This window comes from Bradyrhizobium sp. MI1.10, from assembly GCF_055811035.1.
Window position 1 is genome coordinate 69,902 of sequence record NZ_JBVVPN010000005.1, and the last position, 23,605, is coordinate 93,506.

Consider the following 23,605-nt stretch of genomic DNA (forward strand, 5'->3'; position numbering starts at 1 on the left):
CCTCAAAGCGCAGCCGCCAGCACTGGCCCGGTCTCGATATGCGGAATCGCCTCGACGAGCTTGCGCGTGTAGTCGGTCTTGGGATTGTCGAACAGCGCCCGGCTCTCGCCCTGCTCCACGATGCCGCCATTGCGCAGCACGATAGTGCGATCGCAAAGCATGCGCACCACGTTGAGATCGTGGCTGACGAACAGCAGCGCGATGTCGTTCTCGCGCCTGAGACGATCGAGCAGTTGCAGTACCACCGCCTGAACGGATACGTCGAGCGCGGCGGTCGGCTCGTCCAGCACCAGGAGCCGCGGCCGGCAGGCGATGGCGCGCGCGATGCCGACGCGCGCCTTCTGGCCGCCGGAGAGCTGATGCGGAAAGCGCGGCAACAGATCCAGCTGCAGCCCCACACGCTCGGCGCAATCCTCCACCCGCTTGCGCAGCGCATCGCCCCCACGCATACGATCGAGCCGCATCAGCGGATGGGCAATGCAATCGAAGGCGGTGAAGCGCGGATTCAGGCTCTCGTTCGGGTCCTGGAACACCATCTGGATGTCCTTGCGGAAGCGCGAGCGGTGAAAGTCGCGCGATGCCACATGGCCGATCGACTGCCCGTCGAACACGATCTCGCCCTCGCTCGGATCGATCAGGCGGCAGATCATGCGCGACGTCGTGCTCTTGCCGGAGCCGGATTCGCCCACGAGACCGACGCTCTCACCGCCGGCCATCGTCATCGAGAAGTCCGCCACCGCCGCAGCGCCCTCGTCGAAGCGTTTTGCGAGCTTGCGCACCTCCAGCAGCGGCGGAGTCCCGTGAACGGGCTCCTGCCTGGGCCTGCTGACGACAGCCGCGTAGGCTTCCCGCTCCTCTTCCGTTACGAGGTCCGCGATCCCGGAGGTCGCGGTCGGCGACGCCGCCACCAGACGCCGGGTATAGGCGTGCTGCGGTGCGCCGAACAGCGTCCTGGGGCTAGCCTCTTCGACGATACGGCCGCGCTCCATCACCGCGATACGGCGACAATATCGCGCCGCTAACCCGAGATCGTGCGTGATCAGGATCGTCGCCATGCCGCGCGCGGCGGCAATCTCCGCCAAAAGGTCCATCACCACCTTCTGCGTGGTGACGTCGAGCCCGGTCGTCGGCTCATCGGCGATCAAGAGCGCGGGATTGCAGGAGATCGCGATCGCGATCATCACGCGCTGGCACATGCCGCCGGAGAGCTCGTGCGGATAGGCGTTCATCCGCGTCTCGGGGTCGCGGATCTGGACGGCGCGCAACAGCTCCAGCGCTTCGGCACGCGCAGCGTCCTTCGATATCCGCTTGTGCGTGAGGATCGCGTCCGCGATCTGCAGGCCGATCGCGCGGATCGGGTTGAGCGCCGCCCGCGGGTTCTGGAAGATCATCGACATCGCGGCGCCCTGGAGCTGCCGGAGATCGTCGCCCCTGAGTTTTGTCACGTCCTGGCCGCGAAACAGGATTTTTCCGCCGGTGACGCGCCCGGCTGCATCGAGCAGTCGCGTCGTGGCAAAACCGGTGACCGACTTGCCCGATCCGCTTTCGCCGACGAGGCCAAGCATCTCGCCGGCCTCGACCTTGAGCGTCACGCCGCGCACGGCCTCGACCATTCCGCGCCGCGTCGAGAACGAAACGTGGAGATCGTCGATCCCGAGCAAGTCCTCGCTCATGTGCGCATGCGCGGATCGAGAATGTCCCGCATCCCGTCACCGAGGAGGTTGAAGCACAGCACGGCCATCATCAACGCGAGGCCCGGAAAGGCCACCAGCCACCACCGCCCCGTCGAGATGAAGCGGGCGCCCTCCGCGACCATGATGCCCCATTCCGGTGTCGGCGGCTTGACGCCAAGGCCAATGAAGGACAAGCCGGCGGCGTTCAGGATCGCCCAGCCGAGGTTGAGCGAGATCTGCACCGCCATCGCCGGCAGGATGTTCGGCAGCAGGAAGCGCAGCACCACCGAGAAATGGCTCTCGCCACAGGAACGCGCCGCCTCCACCCAGCCGACATTGCGCCGGACGTTGACCTCGGCGCGCGCGAAGCGGATGTAGAACGGCAGATTGATGATCGCGGTCGCAATCACAATGTTCTCGATCCGGTTGCCGAGCGCCGCAACCATCGCCATGGCCAGAACGAACAGCGGAAAGGCCATCATGACGTCGACGAAGCGGCCGACCGAACGGTCGAGCCTGCCGCCGGCATAGCCGCAGAAAGAGCCGACGACGGCGCCGATCACGAAGGAGATGCCGACCGCCGAGACCGCGATGGCAAGGTCGAGGCGTGCCGCAACGACGAGGCGGCTGAACACGTCGCGCCCGAGCTGGTCGGTGCCGGCAAGATGCGCCGCGCTCGGCGGTTGCAGGGCCTCCGAGACATTGGAGACGACGGGATCATAGGGCACCAGCCACGGTCCGAAGATCGCGACCAGGACAAACAGCAGGACACCCGCCGCGGCGACACCGGTCAGCGGGTTGCCGCGCAAAATCCAGACCGAATGGCGGAGGGTTGCGCTGGTCATCCGATCGACACCCTGGGATCGGCGATACCGTAGCAGATGTCGACGACGAGATTGACCAGCACGAAGATGCCAGCCATCAGCAGGACGAAACCCTGCACCGGCGCATAGTCGGACGATAGCAGCGCGTCGAGCGCGTAGGAGGCAACGCCCGGCCAGGAGAACACCTTCTCCACCAGGACATTGGCGCCAAGCATGGTCGAGAACACGATGCCGGCAATGGTGATGACGGGCAGGATCGCATTACGCAGCGCATAGGTGACAACGACCTTCTGCCAGGACAATCCGACCGAGCGCGCCGTGCGCACGAAATCGCTGCCGAGCGAGACCAGCATCGAGGCACGCGTGATCCGCGCCAGCGGCGCGATCACGAACAGGGCCATGCTCAGCGCAGGCAGGATCAGCTGCTTGCAGGCCGCCCACCAGCCCTCGATGTCTCCCGCGAGCAGGAAATCGATCGACAGGAATCCGGTGCGCTGCGGCGGCGGCGAGGTGAAGACGTCGATCCGCCCGGTCGGGTCAGGCGCAAGACCTAGCAGATAGTAGAACACATAGATCAGCAGCAGGCCCGACACGAAGGTCGGCACGCAGACGCCGAGCGCACAGAACAGCCGCACGCCGTGATCGACGGCCGACCCCGGTTTCAGGGCTGCGACCACGCCGAGTGGCACCGCCGCGATCAGCGCGATCAGGAGCGCCGTGAAGGTCAACTCCAGCGAGGCCGGCAGCCGTTCGCGCAGATCCTTCAGGACCGGCTGTCCCGTCATCATGGAGCGGCCGAGATTGCCGCGGCCGATATCGGACAGATAGAACACGAGCTGCTCCGGCACCGACTTGTCGAGCCCCATCTGCTTGCGGATCTGCTCGATCTCCTCCTTGCCGGCATTGGGCCCGGAGGCGAAGAACACCGCGGGATCTCCGGGGAGGACCCGCATCAGGAGAAAGGTGAAGACCAGCACGCCGAACAACGCCGGCAGCGACGACAAAAGCCGCCTCCCCGCCCGCGCCACCGTCGCACCAAGACCGGTCATCACCTTTCAGAGCCTCCGTTTGCGGACATCACTTTTCAGTCAAATTACTTGCGGCTGACGTCGCGATAGTCGACCTGACGATGGAACTCGTAGGTATAGCCCTCGATCGAGGCCGCCATTACGGCGTCCTGATTGGGCTGCCACAGCGGGATCTGCGGCATCTCGCTGAAATGGATCGCGTTGAGCTTGCGGCCATCCTCCTCGTACTTGGCCTTGTCGGGCTCGAAGCGCGCTTCCTGCGCGATCGTCGCCAGTTCCGGATTGTTGATCGAGCTGTAGTTCCAGCGCTGATTGCCGGTGTAGAAGTTGCGGTAGAAGTAATCGGTCGAGGGCAGCCAGGCGACGATGCCTTCCGTGAACAGGGGCAGCTTCTTCTCGTTGATCTGCGTCGACATCTGCGCATCCGGCAGCTTCTGGATGTCGACCTTGATCCCGATCTTGGCAAGCGATTCCTTCACGAGGGCCGCCATCGGCTCCGCGGTCGAGGCCTGGCCGACGTTGAAGCTGAAGGTGGTTGAAAAACCCTCCGGGAGTCCCGCGGCCTTCAGATATTCCCTCGCTTTGTCGAGATCGGTCTTCACCGGCGCCTGGAACGGATAGATCCCGTTCAGGGGCTTGCCATCCGGCCATGTCGCACCGAACAGCGGCGCGCCGCGACCGAACAGGGCAGCCTTGAACATATCCTCATAAGGCAGCGCGAAAGCGATGGCGCGGCGGACGTTGACGTTGTCGAAAGGCGGGATCTGGTTGTTCATCGAGACGAAGGTGATCGAATTGTATTGCGGCGTCGAGATCACCTTGAGCTTGCCCTTGGCCTCGAGCGATTGCACGTCGCTGGCCTGGAGATCGACGACGAGGTCGGCGTCGCCGCGCTCGACAAGATTGGCGCGGGTCGCGGGCTCCGGCACGGACTGCACGATCACGCGCTTGAAGAAGGCCGGCTTGTTGGGCGAGCCGCGGTTCCAGTCCTCGTTGCGCTTGATGATCACCTGCTCGCCGGGCTTGAAGCTCTCGATCACATAGGCACCGCTGCCGGCAGTGTGCTCCTTCAGCCAAGCGGTGGCCCAGGGATCTTCTGGGGTCGCGTGCTCCTTGGCGACCTTCGAGTTGATGATCAGCGGGTAGACCGTCGCGAGATTCGGCAGCGCGAGCTTGTCGGGCTTCGGCAGCGTCACTTCGATCGTGAGGGGATCGATCACCTTGAACTGGTCGGCCGACGTCAGCGATCCCGTCAGCAACTGTGCCTTGCCAAGGATCGGCGCGGTGACGCAGCGATCGAGAGACCATTTCACGTCCTCGGCGGTCACGGGCGAGCCGTCCTGGAACTTGGCATCCTTGCGCAGACGGAACGTCAGCTTCAGTCCATCCGGGCTGACGTCGTAGGATTCGGCGAGCTCGCCGGTGATCTTGTCGAGATCGAACACCCATTTGCCGTTGAGCTGCTTGCGGCCGAACGCCACCAGGCGGTCGTAGGTGCTCATGCTCAGCGCGAAGGATTCGCGCGTCGAGCCCGGGATGTTGGGATCGAGCGTGTTGACGGATGCGCCGGTGACATAGCGCAACGTCTCGGCCCTGGTTTGCGCTTGCGAGGGCGCGGTGGCGATGAGCAACAACGCGGTGGTGGCGAGCACGGAGGATGCCGATCTGAAAGACACAAAACGCATTCGTTTTCCCCAAAATTTTGGACAGGAACGCCAGCAGGACAGGTTAAGAAAGAAGCAAGTTGCGCGCCAGTCTCATGATGCGCTGTTGTGGACGCTTTGTCGCGGCGGCGCATGGACGATCATCGCGATTCTTCCATTTTTCGCGCTGGCCGCGTGACCACGGCCTGCGGCACGTCATAGGCGCGAAGCGAGGCCCAGTGCCGTTCGACATCGGCGCGGAACAGGCCGCGCGTCAGGCCATTCACCAGCTTCGGCACCGCGGTCGTCATCGCGTTGATCGACGATCCCGACGGGCCAAAACTCATGGTGGAGGCGATGGCGAAGAGATGGATGTTCGAGATCCACGGCGTCTCGCCCGCGACGCGCTCGGTGAAGGCGTAATCGTCGGCGAGATAGGGAAAGCGGCCGAGCCGCGCGTTGCGCTCGGTCTCCGGGGGCTGGTAGCGCTCCGCCCAGGTTGCGATATTGCCGGCAAATGCGCGCAGCTCGCCACGGCCGGCAAAATCCATGTCGATGCCGGTGCCGCAGATGACGAAATCCGCAGGTATGGCGCCGCGCGGCGTTTGCAACTCAATACCCTTGCCGGTCTCGCGTGCGGCCTCAAGCGGCGCGCCCTCGTGCAATGTGAAATTGGCGTGATTTGCGCAGCGATCGTAAGTCGCCTGCGGAAAGCCTTCGCGCATCTCGAGGATGGTGCGCATGAAGCGCCAGCGCCAGGCATCGTCGAGATCGCTGAGATGCCGGAGGAAGCCGCGAAAGGTCAGCCAGCGATAGGGCTGGATCAGCTGGATCTGCGCCCTGCGACACAGCAGATGCACCTCCGCCGCGCCGGCCTCCAGCGCGGTTGCCGCGTTGTCGAAGGCAGATGCGCCGGCGCCGATCACGGCGACGCGCTTGCCGCGAAGCTTTTCGAAATTGATGTCGTCGGCGACGGTTGCGACCGAGCCGGCCGGCAGTTCGCGCAGCGGCTCGGGGATCATCCAGTTTCCCATCCCCTCCTGCCCCGTCGCCAGCACGATCTTGCGCGCATGGAGCGTCTCGACGCCGTCGGCACGCTTCACACGTGCGGCCAGCAACCCGTCTGCGGCCGGCCGGATTTCCAGGAGCTCGCAGCCGTTGCGCACGGGCAGGCCGATCGTGCGCCGTAGCCAGAGCAGATACTCAGCCCAGTGCCCGCGCGGGATCAGGTCGAATGTCTGCCAGCTCTCCTTGCCGAAGCGGGCCTCATGCCAAGACTGATAGGTCAGGCTCGGGATATCGAGGTCAGGACCGGTATAATCCTTTGGGCTGCGCAGCGTCGGCATGCGGGCATAGGTGAGCCACGGGCCTTCCATCCCCTCCTCGGCCTTGTCCAGCAGCAGAATGTTGCTGACACGGGAGCGCATCAGGCCGAAGCCGATGGCGATGCCGGATTGGCCGGCGCCGATCACGAGCACATCCAGCGCCGGCTTGCCGTCCGGTCCCGTTTTCGGTTCGAGCCAGGCGGCACCGGGATGCGCGATCCGCGCGAGATCGGCGCGAACGTTCATCTCGAGCTCTGTCAGCGCATCACTCATGCCGCGAGCCAGCCCCCGTCGACCACCATCACGGTACCGGTCGTAAACGAGGACGCATCGCTTGCGAGGTGCAGCGCGCTCTGCGCGATCTCCTCGGCTTGGCCGAACCGCTTCATGGCGTGGCGATTGCGGGAGCCATCGCGCACCTCGTCCGCATTGGCGTGACGGGCAAAGCTGCGGCGAAGCATCGGCGTGTCGATCGCACCGGGCGCAATCGCGTTGACGCGAATGCCGTCCGTCGCAAAATCCACCGCCATCGTCCGCGTCAGGCTGACGATCGCGCCCTTGGCGGCGATATAGGCGCTGTTGCCCTTGCCGCCGGCAATCGCAAGCTGCGATGCCAGCGTGATGATAGAACCGCCCTTCTGCCGTTGCATCTGCGGTATAGCCGCCCGTGCCCACAGCCAGGTGCCGCCGACATTGGTGCGGAACACCGCATCCCAATCGGCGGGGTCCGTTGTCAACACGGTGCCGCCACAGGAGAAGCCAGCGGCGGTCATGAGAATGTCGAGGCGGCCGTGCCGTGCCACGACGTCGTTTACAACGGCTTCGGCGAAACCGGCATCGCCGACATCGCCAACATGCGTTATGGCCTCACCCACCAGGCTCAGGGTCTCCTGAAGGCCGGCGGCATCGCGATCGACCAGAGCGAGCTGCGCGCCCTCCTCTGCAAACAGCTTTGCACTGGCGCGGCCGATACCTGAACCCGCTCCCGTGATGATGGCCGTGCGCCCCTGCAGCCGCATCTCAGATCCACTCCTTGTGCTGCGTCAACCAGGCGCTCATCGCGGCCGCCGACTCGGCGCAGCCGAACCTCGCCCGCCAGCCAAATTCCTCCGCCATCCGCGTCACCGACAGCGGCGCGCGATAGGGCCCGTGGAGCTTGATGGCAGTATTCTCGCCGGGCGCTGCGAGGCGGCACTCCAGGCCGGGATGCAACGCCGCAAAGGCCTCGCCCCATTGCAGCGCAGGCCAAAGCCCTCCGCGGGAGATGTTGTAGAGCCGATGGCGGGGCCGCTCGGCTTCGATCAGCAGTACGACGGCCTCGGCCGCATCCGGCGCGTAGATCCAGTCCCTCATGCCCAGTTCAGGCATGATCGCCGGCTCGCCGCGCGCGAATGCCGCCAAGATCTGGAACTGGAGGCTTGGCGTGTCGCGCACGGAGCTCGGTCGCTCCCACGGTCCGAACAGGGCGCTCAGGCGTACGCTCAGGAAATCGCCGCCGAAGAGCTCGGCATGACGCGCGACCGATCGCTCCGAGGTGAACTTGCTGATGGCGTAGAGCGAGACCGGATCGCAAGGCGTTTCCTCGTCGAGACTCTCGACCCTCGCGCCCGCGGCGCCATAGGCCGATGCCGAGGAGAGATTGACGACCCGGCGCACGCCATGACGGATCGCGGAGAGCAGGATCGGAATCTGCGCCATCACGTTGATCTCGAGAACGCGCGCGGTCGACGCTCTCTCGAGCTCATCACCGGCCGTGATCGCCGCGCCGAGCACGATTGCATCAACGCCTTCGGCGATGAGGGCATCGATGGCATCTGCGTCGGTGATATCGCCCTGCACGGCTTTGAGCCGTGCGCCGTAGTCGGCAAGAGACCGCCGCGCGGATGACGGCAACTCTGCACGGTCATACAGGGTGACGTCATGCCCGCGCGCAAGCAGCGCCTCCGCAACATTGAGGCCGACAAACCCCGTGCCGCCGAAGATGACGATCTTCATCGCGCGCGATCCACCATCACAGCAGCTTCGCTCCGAAATTCCGCTCCGGATCCATGTCGGCGACAAGCCGGCCGGTGGGCTTTGCCGCCTCGCCGCCGCTCCGTGCCAGGAACTGGCCGCTGCCGGCGCTCGCGAGGCACTTGTTGCCGTCGATGATCACCCGGCCACGCGACAGCACGCTCACTGGCCAGCCCTTCAGCTTCCGTCCCGCAAACGGCGTGTAGCCGGCGAGATCATGCATCATCTCGTCGGCGATCACGGTCTCGCGATTGGGATCCCAGATCGCGATATCGGCATCGGCGCCGACCGCGATCGAGCCCTTGCGCGGATGCAGATTGTAGATCTTGGCCGGCGCGGTCGCCGTCAGCTCGACGAACTTTTCTAGGCCCAGCCGTCCTTTCGACACCATCGCGTCGAACAGCAACGGCAAGCGCAGTTCCAGTCCCGGCAGGCCGTTAGCGACCTGCTTGAAGTTCGGATTGGGACCGGCACGCAGCTTGCCCGTCTCGTCGTAACGATAGGGCGCGTGATCTGACGAGATGGTCTGGAGATCGCCAAGCGACAGCGCCTGCCACAGCGCCTCCTGGTCGGCATGCGTGCGCGGCGGAGGGCTGCACATCCACTTGGCGCCTTCGGCCCCGGGCTTGTCGAGATCGGCAGCGGTCAGGAACAGATATTGCGGACAGGTCTCCGCAAACACCTTCAATCCCTGCCCGCGCGAATCGCGGATCACCTTGGCGCCCTCGGCGGTCGAGACATGAAAGATCATGATCGGCTGGTCGATCAGCGCCGCCATGCCAATCAGCCGGGTGAAGGCTTCCGCCTCCGACACCCGGGCGTGGCTGACGGCATGATATTTCGGCATCGTGTAGCCGCGCGCGAGCAGGCGCTTCACCATCCAGGCGATGATGCCGTGATTTTCGGCATGGGCGCACAGCATCGCGCCGGACTGGCGCGCGGCAAGAAGGATGTCCAGCAACGGCTCGTCGTCGACCTTGAGCCGGTCATAGGTCATGAAAATCTTGATCGAGGCATGGCCCTGCTTCACCAGCGCCGGAATGTGCTCCTCGACGGTTTCCTTGGTCGCATCCGCGATGATCATGTGAAAGGCGTAGTCGATCACGGCGCCCTTCTTCGCCAGCGCGTGATAATCCTCCACCACCTGCGGCAGCTTCATGCCGACATGCTGGGCGGCAAACGGGATCACCGTGGTGGTGCCGCCAAAAGCGGCCGAGACGGTCGCGCTCTCGAAGGTGTCGGCGTTCATGATGCCGGCAGCGGACAACTGCTCGATATGGGCGTGGCTATCGACGCCACCGGGTAGAACGAGCTTCCCGCGCGCGTCGATCTCGCGCTTCGCGGACGCAAGCCCACGCCCGATCGCGGCGATGGTCTCGCCGGAGATGGCGACGTCGGCTTCAAAGACGTCGGTTGTCGTCGCGACGCGCCCACCGCGAATGATCAGGTCGTAAGCGGGTTCAGTCATGAGGCACTCCATGATAGGCTCAAGCCAAGTGATCGACATTTTGCAGGAAAACCAGCATGTCCCGACCGCGCATCCTCGTCATCAATCCAAACTCCAACCCTATCGTCACGCAGGGGCTGGAGGATGCGCTGAAGCCGCTCGGCTTCGAGGGCGGCCCCGAACTGGTCTGTCAGACGCTGGCCGAAGGTCCGTTCGGCATTGAAAGCCAGGCCGATGTCGATGGCGTCGCCATGCCGCTGCGCCGGCTGGTCGAGGGCGACAACAGCTCGGCTGCCTTTGTCATCGCCTGTTACAGCGATCCCGGGCTTCAGGTCTGCCGCGAAGGCACCGATCGCCCCGTGTTCGGCATCGCAGAGTGCGGCGTGCTGACCGCACTGGCTCGCGCCGAAACCTTTGGCGTCATCGCGATCGCCCAGCGCTCGATCCCACGTCACATGCGCTATCTCAGGCAGATGGGACTGACCGAACGCCTCGCCGGCGAGCGGCCGCTCAACATGAGCGTCGCGGAAACCGCCTCGGGCGAAGGCACGCTGGCCAAGATGATCGAAATCGGCCGCGCGCTGCGCGACGTGGACGGCGCCCGCGCCATCGTGATGGGCTGCGCCGGGATGGCGCGGCACCGCCGCCCGCTGGAAGACGCGCTCGGCATTGCCGTGATCGACCCGACACAGGCGGCCGTCACCATGGCGCTGGGTACGGTGCAATTCTCGAATCACTAGGCGTCCTTCAGCTCTTTGGCGTCCTGCCGCGCGAGCCATTGCGCGTGGCTCTCGCGGACAAGCGCAAACGTGTCCCGCTGCGTCGTATAGAGATTGCCGAACATGCGGCCGATCGGGCGGTAGGCGTCGAGGTCGACATACATGTTGGCCTCGTTGACGAGGCCCTCGCGGGGGTGAACCCGGAGCACTTCGCCGACCAGCAGTTCGCGATCGGGCGAAAAATTTAACGCGACATGGCGCCGGCATTCGAGCGCAAAGGGTGCCGCAGCGAGGCGCGGCACCTTCACGTCGATTGAGGGAAGGGTCGCGAGCCCTGCCGCAGCGACCTCGCTGTCACCGGACGGGAAATCGACCGCGCAGTCATTCATCGCTGCGGAGAGCGCCTCATCAACCATGTGAACGACGAACTCGCCGTCGCGATGGATGTTGCGGGTGGTGTCCTTCGGGCTGTGATCCGGCTTGTGTTGAAGCCCGAGCACGATCAGCGCCGGACTCTCCGAGAACACGTTGAAGAAGCTGAACGGCGCAGCGTTGACCGCCCCGTTCGCATCGAGCGTCGTCACCAGCGCGATCGGCCGCGGCACCACCACGCCGCAAAGCAGCTTGTAGCGATCGCGCGGATCGAGCTCGCGTAACAATATGCCCGATGTGGTCTGGCCAGTCATCGACGTTACTTCTCCGGCGGCGGCACCGCGCCGGTTCGGCTGGTGATCAGGCCGTAGTGCTCGATGCGGCGGTGCTGTGCGAAATTGAAGATCGTGGTCTTGCCGAAGGTGGTGGCATCGAGGTCGCAGGCGTGGACCAGCAGCTCGTCCTCCTCCGTCTTCGCTTCGGCGACGATTTCGCCATTGGGATCGACGATCAGACTGCCGCCGAACAGCGGGTGTCCGTCCTCGTTACCGGCTTTGGCCACCGCGACGACCCAGGTCGCGTTCTGATAGGCGCCGGCCTGCGCCGAGAGGCGATTGTGGAACAGGCGTTTCTCGACGCCCTCATCGCTCCTCTCCGCATTCACGGACGGCGTGTTGTAGCCGATCAGCACCATCTCGACGCCCTGCAAGCCCATCACGCGATAGGTCTCGGGCCAGCGGCGGTCGTTGCAGATGGCCATGCCGATGATGCCGCCGAGCTCGCGCCAGACGTTGAAGCCGAGATCGCCCGGCTCGAAATAGCGCTTTTCCAGATGCTGGTGCGAGCGTTTGGTGTCGTATTCCACATGGCCGGGCAAATGGATCTTGCGATATTTGCCGACGATCTTGCCCGACTTGTCGGTGAGAACAGCGGTGTTGAAGTGATGTCCATCAGGCGTCAGCTCCGCATAGCCGAAATTCATCGCCATCTGGTGCTGCGCCGCGCGCTCGAACAACGGCCTCGTCGCAGCGTTCGGCATCTCGCGCTCGAACCAATTATCGAACTCGGCCCGATCCTCCACATACCAGCGCGGGAAGAAGGTCGTGAGCGCCAGTTCCGGATAGACGATCAGGTCGGCGCCTTTTGCTTTGGCTTCGTCCATCAGCGCAATCATGCGCTTGACCACGGCCTCGCGGCTGTCGGCTTTCTGGATCGGGCCCATCTGGGCAGCGGCAACATTGACAATACGCATCAGCGATTTCCTGGTGATGTCTTAAGCTAAGCTACAGTTTCAAGCACGTGCCGGCGCGCGGCAGCTTAACGCAGCTTCGCCCGGACTTGCCACCCGGTGCCTGCCGATCGGCATGGTGTACGTTGCACGATGCACCCTCATGTCTGCTCCTCATCCGCAACATCGAGACCGTGGTCCAGTGCATCCAGAAGCTGCTCGGCCTCATGCTCGGAGATCACGAGTGGCGGCGCGAGGAACAGCGAGGTTTGCTCGCCGCTGGTGCCGATCACGGCGCCTGCCTCCAGGGCCCGCTCCGCGACGCGCGAGGCGATCGGCACCTCGGTGGTGTCGGCGTGCCAGGAGCGCCAGTCCGGGCCGTGCAGCTCCACGGTCCAGTGCAGCCCCTGCCCGGCCACGCGCTGTACGCTCGGATGTTTCTGCGCGATGGCGAGCAGGCGGCGGGTGAACAGCTTTTCGAGGCCCCTCACGTGCTCCAAAATCTTGTCCTCGCTCACAACCTTCAGATAAGCGCTGACGGCGGCCATGCTGATGGGATGCCCGCGCAACGTGCCGTAATTCTGCCAGCTCGTGCCCTTGAGCCGTTCGACGATGTCTTTCGACACCACAACCGCGGCAACCGCTGCCGCGCCGCCGCCGAGCGATTTTCCGAGCGTCACGATGTCAGGACGGCTTTCGGCGCCCTGGAACGCGAACCAGCGCCCGGCGCGGCCTGCGCCGGTCACCACTTCGTCTGCGATCCAGTAGGAGCCAACCTGCCGCGCGCACCGCGCCACCTCGTCCTGATAGGCGCCGTCGTAATAGATGCCGCCCTGCGTGTAGTCGATGATCGTCGCCGCCGTGTCCGAAAGCAGGCGCGTGGCATCGGCCAGATATTCGCGTGGGGGAACATTGTTGGCGGGCGCACCATAGATCGCGCCATCCGGCGCCGGCAATATCCGCACCGGCGCCATCGGCGCCGGCAGCTTCGAGCCGCCTGAGTGCACCGCGAGGCCGCCATGCCATTGCGGCTGCACGGTCATACTGCGCGACAGGCCTGTAATGCCGTGATAGGCGCGTTCGCGCGTTGCCAGCGCGGACCGCTGCGTCAGCGCCTGGCAAAGTGACAGCGCCATGTCGTTGGCCTCGCTGCCGCTGATGCAGAAGCGCACCGCACCGACCCAATCCTCTTCGCCCTTGAAGGCGATGGCCATCAAATCGTCAGCGGCCTGCTCGCGGCCGACCCAGGTCCACCCCTCGTTCACGACGGGCGTATCCGCGGCGCGGCGGATCGCCTCCACCATCGCGGGATGACGATGTCCGAGACCGCCGCCGGTGTTGCTGCCGTCGATGAGCTTGCGACCATCCGACAGATGAAAATAGACGCCCTCGCCGCCGACCACGGCCATGGGCGCGCTGTCGCCGGCATTCAGCCCGGTTCGCAACAATCTGCTCATTGCAATCCCTTCATTCCGCAGCCTCGGCGCCGTAGCCACCGCCGCCGCAGGTCTCGATGTTGACGAGATCGCCTTGCTGCAGCACCAGGTTCGACTTGCCGTCGATCGCGACGTTCGCGCCCTGCCGGATCAGCGAGATGCGGCAGGGCTTGCCGGGTTCGCCGCCCTGCATGCCGAACGGCGCGATCACCATGCGCTCGATGCAGGTGGTCAGATGCATCGACGGCGCCAGGATACGATAGGTGCGCACGACTCCGTCTCCGCCGCGATGGGCGCCCGCGCCGCCGGAATGCCTGCGAATGGCCTGCTGCTCGACTTGGATCGCGTAATTCGCCTCGATCACCTCGACCGGCGTATTCGAGGTGTTGGACAGATGCACCCGCGTCGCTGAGATGCCGTCCCGATCATGCCGCGCGCCCTCGCCACCGCCGTGGACCTCGTAAAGCATCTTCCATGAACCGTTTTGCCGCGGTTCGGCAAAAAACAGGACGCCCGCCGTGGTCGCCCCGCCGGCCGACAGACGCTCGGGAATGGTATCCTGCATCGCGCGGAAGATCGCATCGACGATGCGCATCGAGGTCTCGTGGTTGCCGGCCGCAACCGAGGCATTCCACCCCGGCTCCAGGATCGAGCCCGGGCGCGTGATGATGGTCAGCGGCCGCAACGCGCCCGCGTTCTGGTTCATGTCGCGCCCGCTCATGATGCGCGCGGCATAGGCTACCGCCGAGCGCGCCATGAACGGCGTGGTGTTGCAGAAATTCGAGACGCGGTCGCAGCTTCCCGAGAGATCGAAGCTCGCTTCGTCACCTGCAATGGTGATCTTGACATGAATGCGCGCAGGCGCGGCGTTGACGCCGCCGTCGTCCAGATAATCCTCGCCCTCGTAGACGCCATCCGGCAGATCGCGCAACGCCTCGCGCATCTCGATTTCGGAGAGATCGTGCAGGCGCGCCTGCGCCGCCGTGAAGACTGCCTTGCCGTGCTCGCGGCAAAGCTCGAAGATGCGCTTCTCGCCGGCTTTCGTTGCGGCGATCTGGGCGAGAAGATCGCCCTCGCAGGATTCGGGATCGCGAACATTGGCCTTGAGCAGCTGCACGATCGGCGTATTGACGCCCGCTGCCGTGGCGATCAGAACCGGCGGAATGCGCATCGCCTCCTGGAAGGTGTCGATCGCTTTCGCAAAATAGCTGCCGGGCCAGGTGCCGCCGATATCGGGCCAATGCGCGAGGCTGACCGCGAACGCCACGATCTCGCCGTCGACGAAGACGGGGCGCACGACCTTGACGTCGTTGAGATGATTGCCGCCGAGCGGGCCGACATTGTAGATCAGTGCATCGCCTTCGTTCAGGCTGTCCCGCGGCACCACCTTCAACAATTCGAGAACCGTATAGGCCATCGCGCCGAGATGGATCGGGATGTCGCGGCCCTGCCCGACCAGGTCGCCCCGGCCGTCCGTGATCGCCGACGACAGGTCGCCGGCCTCGCGCAGCAGCGGCGAGCGCGCCGAGCGCGTCATCACCAGGCTCATCTCCTCGGCCGCGGCCGAGAGCCCGTGCCTGATGACCTCGACGACGAACGGATCGATCTTCATGGGGCCACCCGCGTCAGGAACAGATTGCCTGAAACGTCGGGCCGCGCCTGCCAGCCGGGCGGGACCACCACGGTCGACCATGCGTCTTCAATGATGGCCGGACCGCTGACAATCTCGGTCAACGAGGCGCGGTCGATGATGCTTGTTGCGATGTCGTGAAAGCCGTCGAACGAGCAGATGCGCTCGCCGGTGGAGACCGCCCTCACCGCGACGGACGGCCGGCTCACGACGGTGCGCGACGGACGGCGCGCCTGCACCCGCACGGATTCGATGACGCAGCTCTCGCCGGTCGCATAGCCGAACAGCTCGTGGTGCCGGGCCAGAAAATCCTTCTTCAGCGTGATGACGTCGAGCGGTCGCGCAAACGGAACCGGAATGGCGTCGTTCTGCGCGGCGTAGCGCATCAAGGCCACCAGCTCGACCTGAATCTCGGTCGCGGCCACGCCGTTGGCGATGAGCGGCGCCGAAGCATCGTCAATCAGCACCCCGATCCGCTCCGACACACGGGCGAGGTCGATGCCGTCGAGCGCAGCCCGCAGGGTTTGCTGCTGGAGGAAGCTGAAATCGGCGGTGAGACAGCCCAGCGCCGAAAACGCACTTGATGCGCTGGGAACGACGACCTCGGCAATCCCGTAGAGATCGGCCAAGCCCGCGGCATGCATCGGGCCACCACCGCCAAAGGCGAGCAGCGTGCAGTCGCGCCCGTCGATGCCGCGCTCCACGGTGACGCGGCGGAGCGCGCGCGCCATTGTCGCGTTCGCGACCTTGATGATGCCGAGCGCGGTTTCGGTCAGGCTCAGCCCCAGAGTGCGCGCGATCGGCGCGATGACGTCACTGGCTGCCTTGATATTGATTCCGATCCGATCGCCAAGCCTGGTTTCGGGATTGAGATAGCCGAGCACGGCGTTGGCGTCGGTGATGGTCGGCTCGGTACCTCCGCGGCCGTAGCAGGCCGGTCCCGGCTCGGAGCCGGCGCTTTCCGGTCCGACGGTCAGGCCGCCGGGACCATTGCGCACGATCGAGCCGCCGCCCGCGCCGATCGAGTGAACCGCAAGCATCGGCTGGCGCAGCGGCTTGTCCCCGAGCATGCGGCCGTCTGTCATCTCGGCCTGGCCGTCGACGATCAGGCAGACGTCGGTCGTGGTGCCGCCCATGTCGAACGTCAGCATCCGCGATGTGCCGAGCTGGCGCGCGATGCTGACGGATGCGGAGACGCCGGCCGCCGGGCCCGACATCGCCATCACCAGCGGCCGCCGCTTCACGGCGGAGATCGGGACCATGGCGCCGGCCGAATGAAACACCTGCAGGCCGGGACCGATCGGCAGTCGCAGTTCCAGTTCGCTGAGATACTCCACCGCGATCGGCATGGCGGCCGCGTTGAACACGGTCGCCGAGGTCCGCTCGTATTCGCGCGCCTCGGGATTGACCTCGTGCGACAGCGAGACGTGGGCAACGACGCCCTTGAGCCGCTCGCCGAGCATTTTCTCGTGGACGGGATTGGCATAGGCGTGAAGCAGTGCGACCGCGACGCTCTGCACGCCGGTCCCCTTCAGCCAGGCCACCAGGCGCTCGATCTCCGCTTCATCCAACGCCTTCAGCACCCGGCCCTCGTGGTCGAGGCGCTCGGCGAGGCCAAAACATCGTTCGGGCGGCACCAGCGGCGGCGATTTTGGCGGAATGTCGAGACGATAGAGATCGCGGCGGCGATAGCGCGCGATCTCCAGCACGTCGGAAAAGCCTTCGGTCGCCACCAGCGCCACTTTCGGCAAACGTCCTTCGACGATGGCATTGGTTACGCGCGTGGTGCCGTGGACGAAGCGCTTGACCTCGCTCTTGCGCAGGCCCACCGCCTCGATTGCCTCCAGCATCGCCTGAACCGGAGCTTGAGGTCGCGACGGCACTTTCGCGATCCGCGCCTCCGCGGGGGAGTGCCGGATCGCGATGATGTCGGTGAAGGTGCCACCGATATCGGTGCCGACCTCCCAGTGATTTTCGTCAGTGTTCATGCGTGGGTCAGCTGCGGACGACGTTCGAACCGGACGCCGGTGCTTCCCGTCCTTCGCGAGGTTCAATCGCAAACCGAGAGCGCTCATCGTCATCCCCTGTCATGCCACTGCTTGCGAGCGTGCGACAGAGCGATGGGCTTCGGATAGGGCCAGCGTTGTCGCAACGCACAGGACCAGCACGCAACCGGCGCTGCCCGCCGAGGCACATTTTAGTGCAGCGCTGCCCGCAGGGAGTGCATATCGGTGTGGATCGTTCCACGCGCGCTAAGTGCAGCGCACCACGAGTTTTCCCGGACGAAACACCACATCCGCTGCACTGCAATCCACGCGCCGCGCGAGGGCTGTCTAATTTGCAGGCGGTCGACCGGCGCTACGGACCATACGATTGCTTATGAGCTATGCATGGCAGTCGCCTCAGCCTCTCTTTATTGTACGATCAGTAAGCGGTCGTTTTGCCCACTCAACGCCTCGCGACCAGGCGACGCGAGCCGATGACGATGCCCGTGATGGAGAACAGAAAGCCGAGGGCGCAGAGCCCGACGACCAAGCCGTCGCGCAGCAACGGATGCGCGACCAGGACCGGAAAGTCCAACGTGTGCAGCGCGCCGTAGAACCAGCGATAAGCCCGCCGCGACGAATCCAGCCTTTGCAGCAAATTGCCGTCGGCGCCGTCGATGTCGAACCAGAGGTCGCCGCAGTAGGAGCGGTAGACCGGGGCGCCAGCGACGGTGGACTGCGCGGGATAGTTGTCGTTGTCGGCAAGTACGGACGGTACGCCGCAGCCGGCTGCGAGGCGCGCGGTCAGCCCCTGGACCTCGTGGACATCCAGAGATCCCGTTGGTCCGTCGCGCGGCGCATCCCCTGCCTTGATCAAGGTCTGCGCGGCAAGATCCGTGCGATCCCGCCGATAGAGTGTGCCGTTGAAGGCAAACCATTCGATCTCGTGGACCGACGGCGATACGGGCTGGCGATCGAGCGATCGGGCCGCCGTCCAGTTCGGTGGGGCGTTCATCACGCTGGATTCAGTCGAGGTCAATTGCCCACGCGAGAACAGCCGTCCGTGATCCATGGAGAGCCAGCCACTGAAAATCCAGCTCAGCACGAAGACCATCGCCGCGAGGCCGATGAGATGATGCAGCGCATGCCAGCCACGATAGGGCGACCCGATCAGACCGCCCCGAGGTTTGATCCGCGCAAGCCCGAGCACAGCGCCAAGCAAAGCTGCGATCAGGGCCAGCAGCGACAAGGTCCAGACCACGCGATCCCACAGCGACCAGTTGCTTCGCAGGATCGTTGGATAGATCCAGTGCAGCACGCACCCGACGAGATTCCATCCGCGCTCGCTGCGCGTCGTATCCAGGACGATCTCGCCGGTGAGCGAGGAGACATAGACCTCCGTTGCGGCGGCGTCGCCCAGGGCAACCCGGAACAAGGGCCGATGGCGGTCAAAGCCGTTCGGCACGCTCCATTGGTCATAGTCCGAGCGTGCAACGATCGCGGCCCGCGCGGCATCGAGCCCACGGCTGCGGGCGTGATCTCGCGCGATGGCCAGCGCGGCGTCGAAAGATTTGACCGACGCGTCGGCCCCATCGGAGGCGCGGACTGCGTTTGCGCGGGATGGCCCCGCGACGACATAGACCGGTCCATCACTGCGCTGGATCAGGCGAACGCGCGTCGCATCCGCAATCCCGCTCGCGGCAACGGCATCGGCGACCGCAAGCCCCGTCTCCGCGCTAGCCAACGGCACGAGCCCGGCAAAGCGTTCCGCTTCCGTCAGGGACGGAAACGGAACGAAGTGCATCACGATTCCCGTCGCGAACCACATCGCGAACAGCAGGCAGAACGCGATCCCGAGCCATCGATGCAGCAGGACGATCGCGCGCATCATCGATCAGCGTCCTACCATTTGAACGCGGCCGAGATCTCGTAGGTGCGCGGCGCGCCCAGCAGGATCTGGTCGGGATAGAATGGATCGCCCCAGATCGCGTAACGCTTGTCGGCGATGTTGCGCACCCGGAAGGTCAGGCGGGCCTGCTCGACGGCGTTGAACACGGTCTTGGGGATGTCGACGAAAGCGTAGACGTCCGCAACAGTGTAGGCCTTCAGCGTCACGGTGTTGGCATCGGTGTTGTAGCGGTCGCCGACATGGCGGCCGGTGATACCGAACTCGACCGCCCAGGGCGTGAAGAACCGGTATGACGCGCCGGCATTGGCGACGACGCGTGGCACGTTCGGCGGCGTGTTGCCGGAGAACGAGCCGCCGACAAAATTGTAGTCGGCGTAGCGCGCATCGACATAGGCGATGTTGCCCCAGAGACGCAGAGGCTCGATCGGACGCACCGAGGCGGCCAGCTCGACGCCCTTCGACTCCTGCCGTCCGGCCAGGTTGAGCTGCATGCCGCCTGCCGCGGCATAGACGTTCTTGCGCAGGATGTCGTAGGCCGAGAACGACCACTCCGCCCGGTTGTCCCAGAACAGGTGCTTGACACCAGTCTCGTAGGTGCGCGCGGTGGTCAGGTTGAGCGGATCGGTCGGATTGAGCAGGAAGATGTTGTTGGCCGCGATGTCGGCGCCGGTCGCATATTGGCTGAAGAAGGTCAGGCCCGGAACCGCTTCCCACGTGTAGCCGATACGGCCCGTGGTCGGCGCCCAGGATTGCGAGAACGGGAAGTTCGCCTTCTCCAGACCGAACTTGTCGGTCGAATTACGGTCGAGCCCGATATGCTCGACGCGCAGGCCGCCAACCAGCGCGAAGCTGCGCGTGAGCTTCAGCCGGTCCTCGAATGACAGCGCCTCATTATCGATGCGCGCAGTCTGCTGCTGAATAGTGAGCAGGCCGTAGTAGCCGCGAGGCGGATCGACCAGCGGAACGGAATCGCCAGGGAAATTTGCGGCGCCCGGCCTCACGAAATCAAGGTAGCTTGAGGACAGCGTCGTGACCAAACGGTTGTCAAAGCCGGCGATATTCGCATCCCAGATCAAGTCGGTGACGTTGCCGACCAAGCGTTGGCTGTGCGCGACGTAGAAACGCTCGCGATCCACCATGTTGGTGCCGGAATTGAACGCCTCGACCTCATTGTTGAACCACGTGCGCTCCGCGCCGTAGCCATAGGCCTGACTCTTCAGCGTCAGGTCTGGCGCGAGCTTCAGCTCGAAACCGCCGCGCAACCAAACCTCCTGCGCGACGTTCCTGTTGTCGAGGACGTTGTAGTTGGTGTTGAAGGTGCGGTCATCGATCGTGACCGCACCGAGATTGGTTTTGTTGTAGTTCGAGACGTAATTGCCGGACACGATCCCCGTCGTCGCATGCGAGCCGCTGAAGGCAATCGGCACCAGCGGCGCGCCCCAATAGGCTTTCGAGCGATCCTCGCGGTACTCGATCGCGCCCCAGACCTTGAGGCTATCGGAGATGCGATAGTTGAGCTGGCCCGACACATCGAGCGTCTTCGTGTTGGTGTCGTCGGCAAAGCCGTTGAGCGAGGAACGGCTGACGTCGAAACGGTAGTCCAGCCCCTGCACATTGGTGCTGCCGCCCGAGCCGTAATGCGCGCGGAACGAGTTCAGCGAATCCCAGGAGAAATCCGCCTCGTTCCGGATCGGACCGGTGTGCGGCTGCTTGGTGACGAAGTTGATCGCGCCGCCGGCGGCGCCCTCGCCCGACATCAGTGACGCCGGACCCTTCAGGAATTCGACAGCTTCCAGATTGGCCGTGTCGGTGATCCGCGAGGTCATGTTCTGCGGACCGATCTTGATGCCGTTGTAGAGCGTGTTGATTTGGCTGTTGGTGAAACCGCGCATCGAGAAAGCCGAAGGCTCGGCCGGATTGTCGCCGGCTGTGACGCCAACCGCTCCCTGCGCGACGTCGGACACGGTGCGGTAGCCCTGCTCGCGCATGGTTGCGGCCGAGATCACCTCCACGGTCGCGGGCGTTTCGCGCACGGTCAGGCCGAGGCGAGAGGCGCTTTCGGCGACTGCATTGGTGTTGAGCGGCGTCTGTGCTGCCGCGGTCGGCACGACGGGCTTGGGCGCTACAGATGCAGCCGCCGGCCGGCGCGCAGCTGCGCGGCGTGGGCCCTGCGCTTCTCGGCCGGCCGGCCTGGCCTGCTTGCGGGATTGGGCCGGCGTCACCTCGACCGGCGGCAGAGGTTCGCGGGCCTGCTGCGCCAGTGCGCCGGGAGGATCAAGCGCGGCAAGGGATGTGAGCGCGGCGGATGCGAGCAGGAACGCACGCGGTCGTACAATGCGAACAGGAGACACGGTCTTGGACCTCGGTATGACGTCGGTGGCACGTCACAGCGAACCAAGGTCCCATCTTCCGGCTTATAAGCCTTCCGATGAAGCCGAATGTCTGTACTCCCCGACCGACATCTTCGCGTGTGACCACGGCTGACGGCAGGTCTCCTGGCTCGCGGGTCAGTACCTTGCGTCGCCTTCCCGGGACCGAGATACCCAGTGGCACGTGACGCAAGATTCGCCGCTTACAGTTGCGGGGGCAGCCACGGCATTGGGGACAACGTCCCCGCACCGCATTCCCTTTTCATCCCCTCTCGGGGAAACCGTCGCGAGCATCTAGGATTACGATCGAGACAGAGTCAATGTGCCAGTTGCGGCGTTATTGCCACAACGACCAACTTCCTTGGAGATAAGCATGGAGGGCGAGACCTTCCTCTGGGTGATACGGCACGCGCCCGTCGATGGGGTCGCCGGGACGATCCATGCAGCCGACGCCCCGGCCGATCTCGGTGATCGCGCGCAGCTGGAGGCGCTGCGGCAGCGCTTGCCGCGGGACGCCGCGAGCTATGCGAGCCCGTCGCGTCGCACGGTCGAAACGGCCCGCGCGCTGGGGCTTGAGCCGCTGCAGCTGGACGAATTCAGCGAGCAGAATTTTGGCGACTGGACCGGTCGTCGGCATGACGAGCTCGCCGCGACTGGTGGCGAGGCCTATGCACGGTTCTGGAGCGATCCGGCGCGCGGACGGCCGCCGGGCGGCGAAAGCTTTGAGGATCAGGTCGCGCGCGTCCGGCTGGGTCTGTCAAAGATCAGCACCGGGGCCGCAACGCTCGTCGTGCATTCCGGCACGATCCGCGCGGCGCTGTGCATCGCGCTGGATCTGACGCCACAAGCGGCCCTGCGCTTTGTGATCGATCCGCTGTCGCTGACCCGGATCGACCGGCTCGCGACCGGCTGGCGCGTCGTCTCGGTCAATCAGCGGACGATTTGATCAGGCCGGACGATCAGGCACATTGGCCTGCGCAAAGGTCGCCATCCCGTTGTGGAGCGCACAGGCCGACCGCACCAGCGGCAGCGCGATGGCCGCCCCCGATCCTTCGCCGAGCCTGAGATCGAGGCTGATCAGCGGCTGCACATTCAGCGCGCGAAGCACCAGCCGATGTCCCTGCTCGGCGGACTGATGCGATGCCAGCAGGAACGGCAGGCACGAGGGATTGAGCCGCGCCGCCGCAAGTGCCGCGACCGATACGATGAAGCCGTCGATCAACACGGGGATGCGGCCCTGTGCAGCCGCGATAATGGCACCGCAGATGGCCGCAATCTCGAGGCCGCCGACGGCGCACAGGATCTTTTCGGGCGACGCGCCCGTAATGCCATGACGTGCGATCGCGGCGTCGATCACCCGCGCCTTGTGCACACGGCCGGCCGCGTCGATGCCGGTGCCGCTGCCCGCGATCTCTTCCGCGCTCACGCCGAGCAAGGCGGCCGCGATCGCCGCCGATGTCGTGGTGTTGCCGATGCCCATCTCGCCGAAGATCAGAAGATCGGGCTGCCCGGCCTGCGCGCGCGTCACCGCACGTCGGCCGGATTCGAAGGCGAATGCCAGCTCTGTGGAGGTGAGCGCAGCTTCGACGCTGAAATCGCGCGTGCCGCTGCGCGGCTTGTCGGTCACGATTCCAGCCATCTCCTCCTGCGCCAGCGTGCCGGCGTCGACGACCTCCAGGCTGGAGCCCAGCTCACGCGCCAGCACCGAGATCGCGGCACCGCCGGAGGCGAAATTCGCCAGCATCGCGATGGTCACTTCTTGCGGATAGGCCGAGACGCCCTGCGCGACGATGCCGTGATCGCCGGCGAAGATGATGATCGGAACCCGGGCCGCGCGCGGTTGCTCGGTTGCTTGCAGGCCCGCAAGCTCAATCGCGAGCTGCTCGAGCCGGCCGAGCGCGCCGGTCGGTTTCGTCAGTTGCGCCTGTCGCGCCACTGCCGCGTCGCGATGGACTGCCGAAATATCAGGGCATTGTTGGGTGATCCATTCGGGGAGCATGCTGC

The 23,605-nt window shown here is 65.1% G+C and carries 19 protein-coding genes and 1 riboswitch; of the genes, 3 read left to right on the plus strand and 16 right to left on the minus strand.

Features of this window, described 5'->3' with window-relative positions; translation table 11 throughout:
* Window positions 1–2: 2 nt before the first annotated feature.
* From nikE to AC0L3K_RS07420, 4 genes are read right to left on the minus strand one after another with little or no spacing between them, the layout of a single operon-like run.
* Complete coding sequence (nikE, locus tag AC0L3K_RS07405) at window positions 3–1,673, minus strand: nickel ABC transporter ATP-binding protein NikE (RefSeq protein ID WP_473365693.1); 1,671 nt, start codon at window positions 1,671–1,673, stop codon at window positions 3–5.
* Entirely contained in the window at window positions 1,670–2,518 is an 849-nt protein-coding gene (locus AC0L3K_RS07410) for an ABC transporter permease (protein WP_007608569.1), read from the minus strand. Before AC0L3K_RS07410 ends, nikE begins: the two co-directional genes overlap by 4 nt.
* Window positions 2,515–3,549, minus strand: coding sequence for an ABC transporter permease (locus AC0L3K_RS07415; RefSeq protein WP_473365694.1), 1,035 nt, complete (start codon window positions 3,547–3,549; stop codon window positions 2,515–2,517). Before AC0L3K_RS07415 ends, AC0L3K_RS07410 begins: the two co-directional genes overlap by 4 nt.
* A 41-nt stretch (window positions 3,550–3,590) precedes the next feature.
* Window positions 3,591–5,210, minus strand: coding sequence for an ABC transporter substrate-binding protein (locus tag AC0L3K_RS07420; RefSeq protein WP_473365695.1), 1,620 nt, complete (start codon window positions 5,208–5,210; stop codon window positions 3,591–3,593).
* On the opposite strand from AC0L3K_RS07420, the gene AC0L3K_RS07425 reads away from it, so the two are divergent.
* On the plus strand, window positions 5,149–5,367 hold the full coding sequence (locus AC0L3K_RS07425) for a hypothetical protein (RefSeq protein WP_473365750.1): 219 nt from the start codon (window positions 5,149–5,151) through the stop codon (window positions 5,365–5,367). The genes AC0L3K_RS07420 and AC0L3K_RS07425 overlap by 62 nt on opposite strands.
* On the opposite strand, the gene AC0L3K_RS07430 is transcribed toward AC0L3K_RS07425, so the two are convergent.
* Genes AC0L3K_RS07430 through hydA form a run of 4 tightly spaced genes read right to left on the minus strand, consistent with a single transcriptional unit; the run spans window position 5,330 to window position 9,974 of the window.
* Window positions 5,330–6,766 (minus strand): NAD(P)-binding domain-containing protein, encoded by a 1,437-nt coding sequence (locus AC0L3K_RS07430; protein WP_473365696.1) that lies wholly within the window; start codon window positions 6,764–6,766, stop codon window positions 5,330–5,332. The genes AC0L3K_RS07425 and AC0L3K_RS07430 overlap by 38 nt on opposite strands.
* Window positions 6,763–7,512: an SDR family oxidoreductase gene (locus AC0L3K_RS07435; RefSeq protein WP_473365697.1), complete on the minus strand. Its 750-nt coding sequence runs from the start codon at window positions 7,510–7,512 to the stop codon at window positions 6,763–6,765. The genes AC0L3K_RS07430 and AC0L3K_RS07435 overlap by 4 nt, the downstream gene beginning before the upstream one ends.
* 1 nt (window position 7,513) lies before the next feature.
* A complete protein-coding gene (locus AC0L3K_RS07440; protein ID WP_473365698.1) occupies window positions 7,514–8,488 on the minus strand; it encodes an NAD-dependent epimerase/dehydratase family protein in 975 nt (324 codons plus the stop codon).
* Between the two features lie 16 nt (window positions 8,489–8,504).
* Window positions 8,505–9,974 (minus strand): dihydropyrimidinase, encoded by a 1,470-nt coding sequence (hydA, locus tag AC0L3K_RS07445; RefSeq protein ID WP_473365699.1) that lies wholly within the window; start codon window positions 9,972–9,974, stop codon window positions 8,505–8,507.
* Between the two features lie 56 nt (window positions 9,975–10,030).
* Here hydA and AC0L3K_RS07450 point away from each other — a divergent pair, with 56 nt between their 5' ends.
* Window positions 10,031–10,693, plus strand: a complete 663-nt coding sequence (locus AC0L3K_RS07450) for an aspartate/glutamate racemase family protein (RefSeq protein ID WP_473365700.1) — start codon at window positions 10,031–10,033, stop codon at window positions 10,691–10,693.
* Here the strand turns inward: AC0L3K_RS07450 and AC0L3K_RS07455 are convergent.
* From AC0L3K_RS07455 to AC0L3K_RS07485, 7 genes are all read right to left on the minus strand, one after another.
* Entirely contained in the window at window positions 10,690–11,358 is a 669-nt protein-coding gene (locus tag AC0L3K_RS07455) for a flavin reductase family protein (protein ID WP_473365701.1), read from the minus strand. The genes AC0L3K_RS07450 and AC0L3K_RS07455 overlap by 4 nt on opposite strands.
* 5 nt (window positions 11,359–11,363) lie before the next feature.
* Entirely contained in the window at window positions 11,364–12,296 is a 933-nt protein-coding gene (locus AC0L3K_RS07460; protein ID WP_007593122.1) for an N-carbamoyl-D-amino-acid hydrolase, read from the minus strand.
* Between the two features lie 137 nt (window positions 12,297–12,433).
* A complete protein-coding gene (locus tag AC0L3K_RS07465; RefSeq protein ID WP_473365702.1) occupies window positions 12,434–13,729 on the minus strand; it encodes a class-III pyridoxal-phosphate-dependent aminotransferase in 1,296 nt (431 codons plus the stop codon).
* 10 nt (window positions 13,730–13,739) lie between these two features.
* Entirely contained in the window at window positions 13,740–15,320 is a 1,581-nt protein-coding gene (locus AC0L3K_RS07470) for a hydantoinase B/oxoprolinase family protein (protein WP_007593125.1), read from the minus strand.
* Window positions 15,317–17,326 (minus strand): hydantoinase/oxoprolinase family protein, encoded by a 2,010-nt coding sequence (locus tag AC0L3K_RS07475; RefSeq protein WP_473365703.1) that lies wholly within the window; start codon window positions 17,324–17,326, stop codon window positions 15,317–15,319. Before AC0L3K_RS07475 ends, AC0L3K_RS07470 begins: the two co-directional genes overlap by 4 nt.
* Before the next feature lie 460 nt (window positions 17,327–17,786).
* Window positions 17,787–19,214 (minus strand): PepSY domain-containing protein, encoded by a 1,428-nt coding sequence (locus AC0L3K_RS07480; RefSeq protein WP_473365704.1) that lies wholly within the window; start codon window positions 19,212–19,214, stop codon window positions 17,787–17,789.
* An 11-nt stretch (window positions 19,215–19,225) separates the two neighbouring features.
* Window positions 19,226–21,583 (minus strand): TonB-dependent receptor, encoded by a 2,358-nt coding sequence (locus AC0L3K_RS07485; RefSeq protein ID WP_473365705.1) that lies wholly within the window; start codon window positions 21,581–21,583, stop codon window positions 19,226–19,228.
* A gap of 117 nt (window positions 21,584–21,700) precedes the next feature.
* A riboswitch (cobalamin riboswitch) is annotated at window positions 21,701–21,902 on the minus strand.
* A gap of 72 nt (window positions 21,903–21,974) precedes the next feature.
* On the opposite strand from AC0L3K_RS07485, the gene AC0L3K_RS07490 reads away from it, so the two are divergent.
* Window positions 21,975–22,547, plus strand: a complete 573-nt coding sequence (locus AC0L3K_RS07490) for a histidine phosphatase family protein (protein ID WP_473253374.1) — start codon at window positions 21,975–21,977, stop codon at window positions 22,545–22,547.
* Here the strand turns inward: AC0L3K_RS07490 and cobT are convergent, their stop codons facing one another.
* Window positions 22,548–23,600, minus strand: coding sequence for a nicotinate-nucleotide--dimethylbenzimidazole phosphoribosyltransferase (gene cobT, locus AC0L3K_RS07495; protein WP_219681048.1), 1,053 nt, complete (start codon window positions 23,598–23,600; stop codon window positions 22,548–22,550).
* Window positions 23,601–23,605 lie beyond the last annotated feature (5 nt).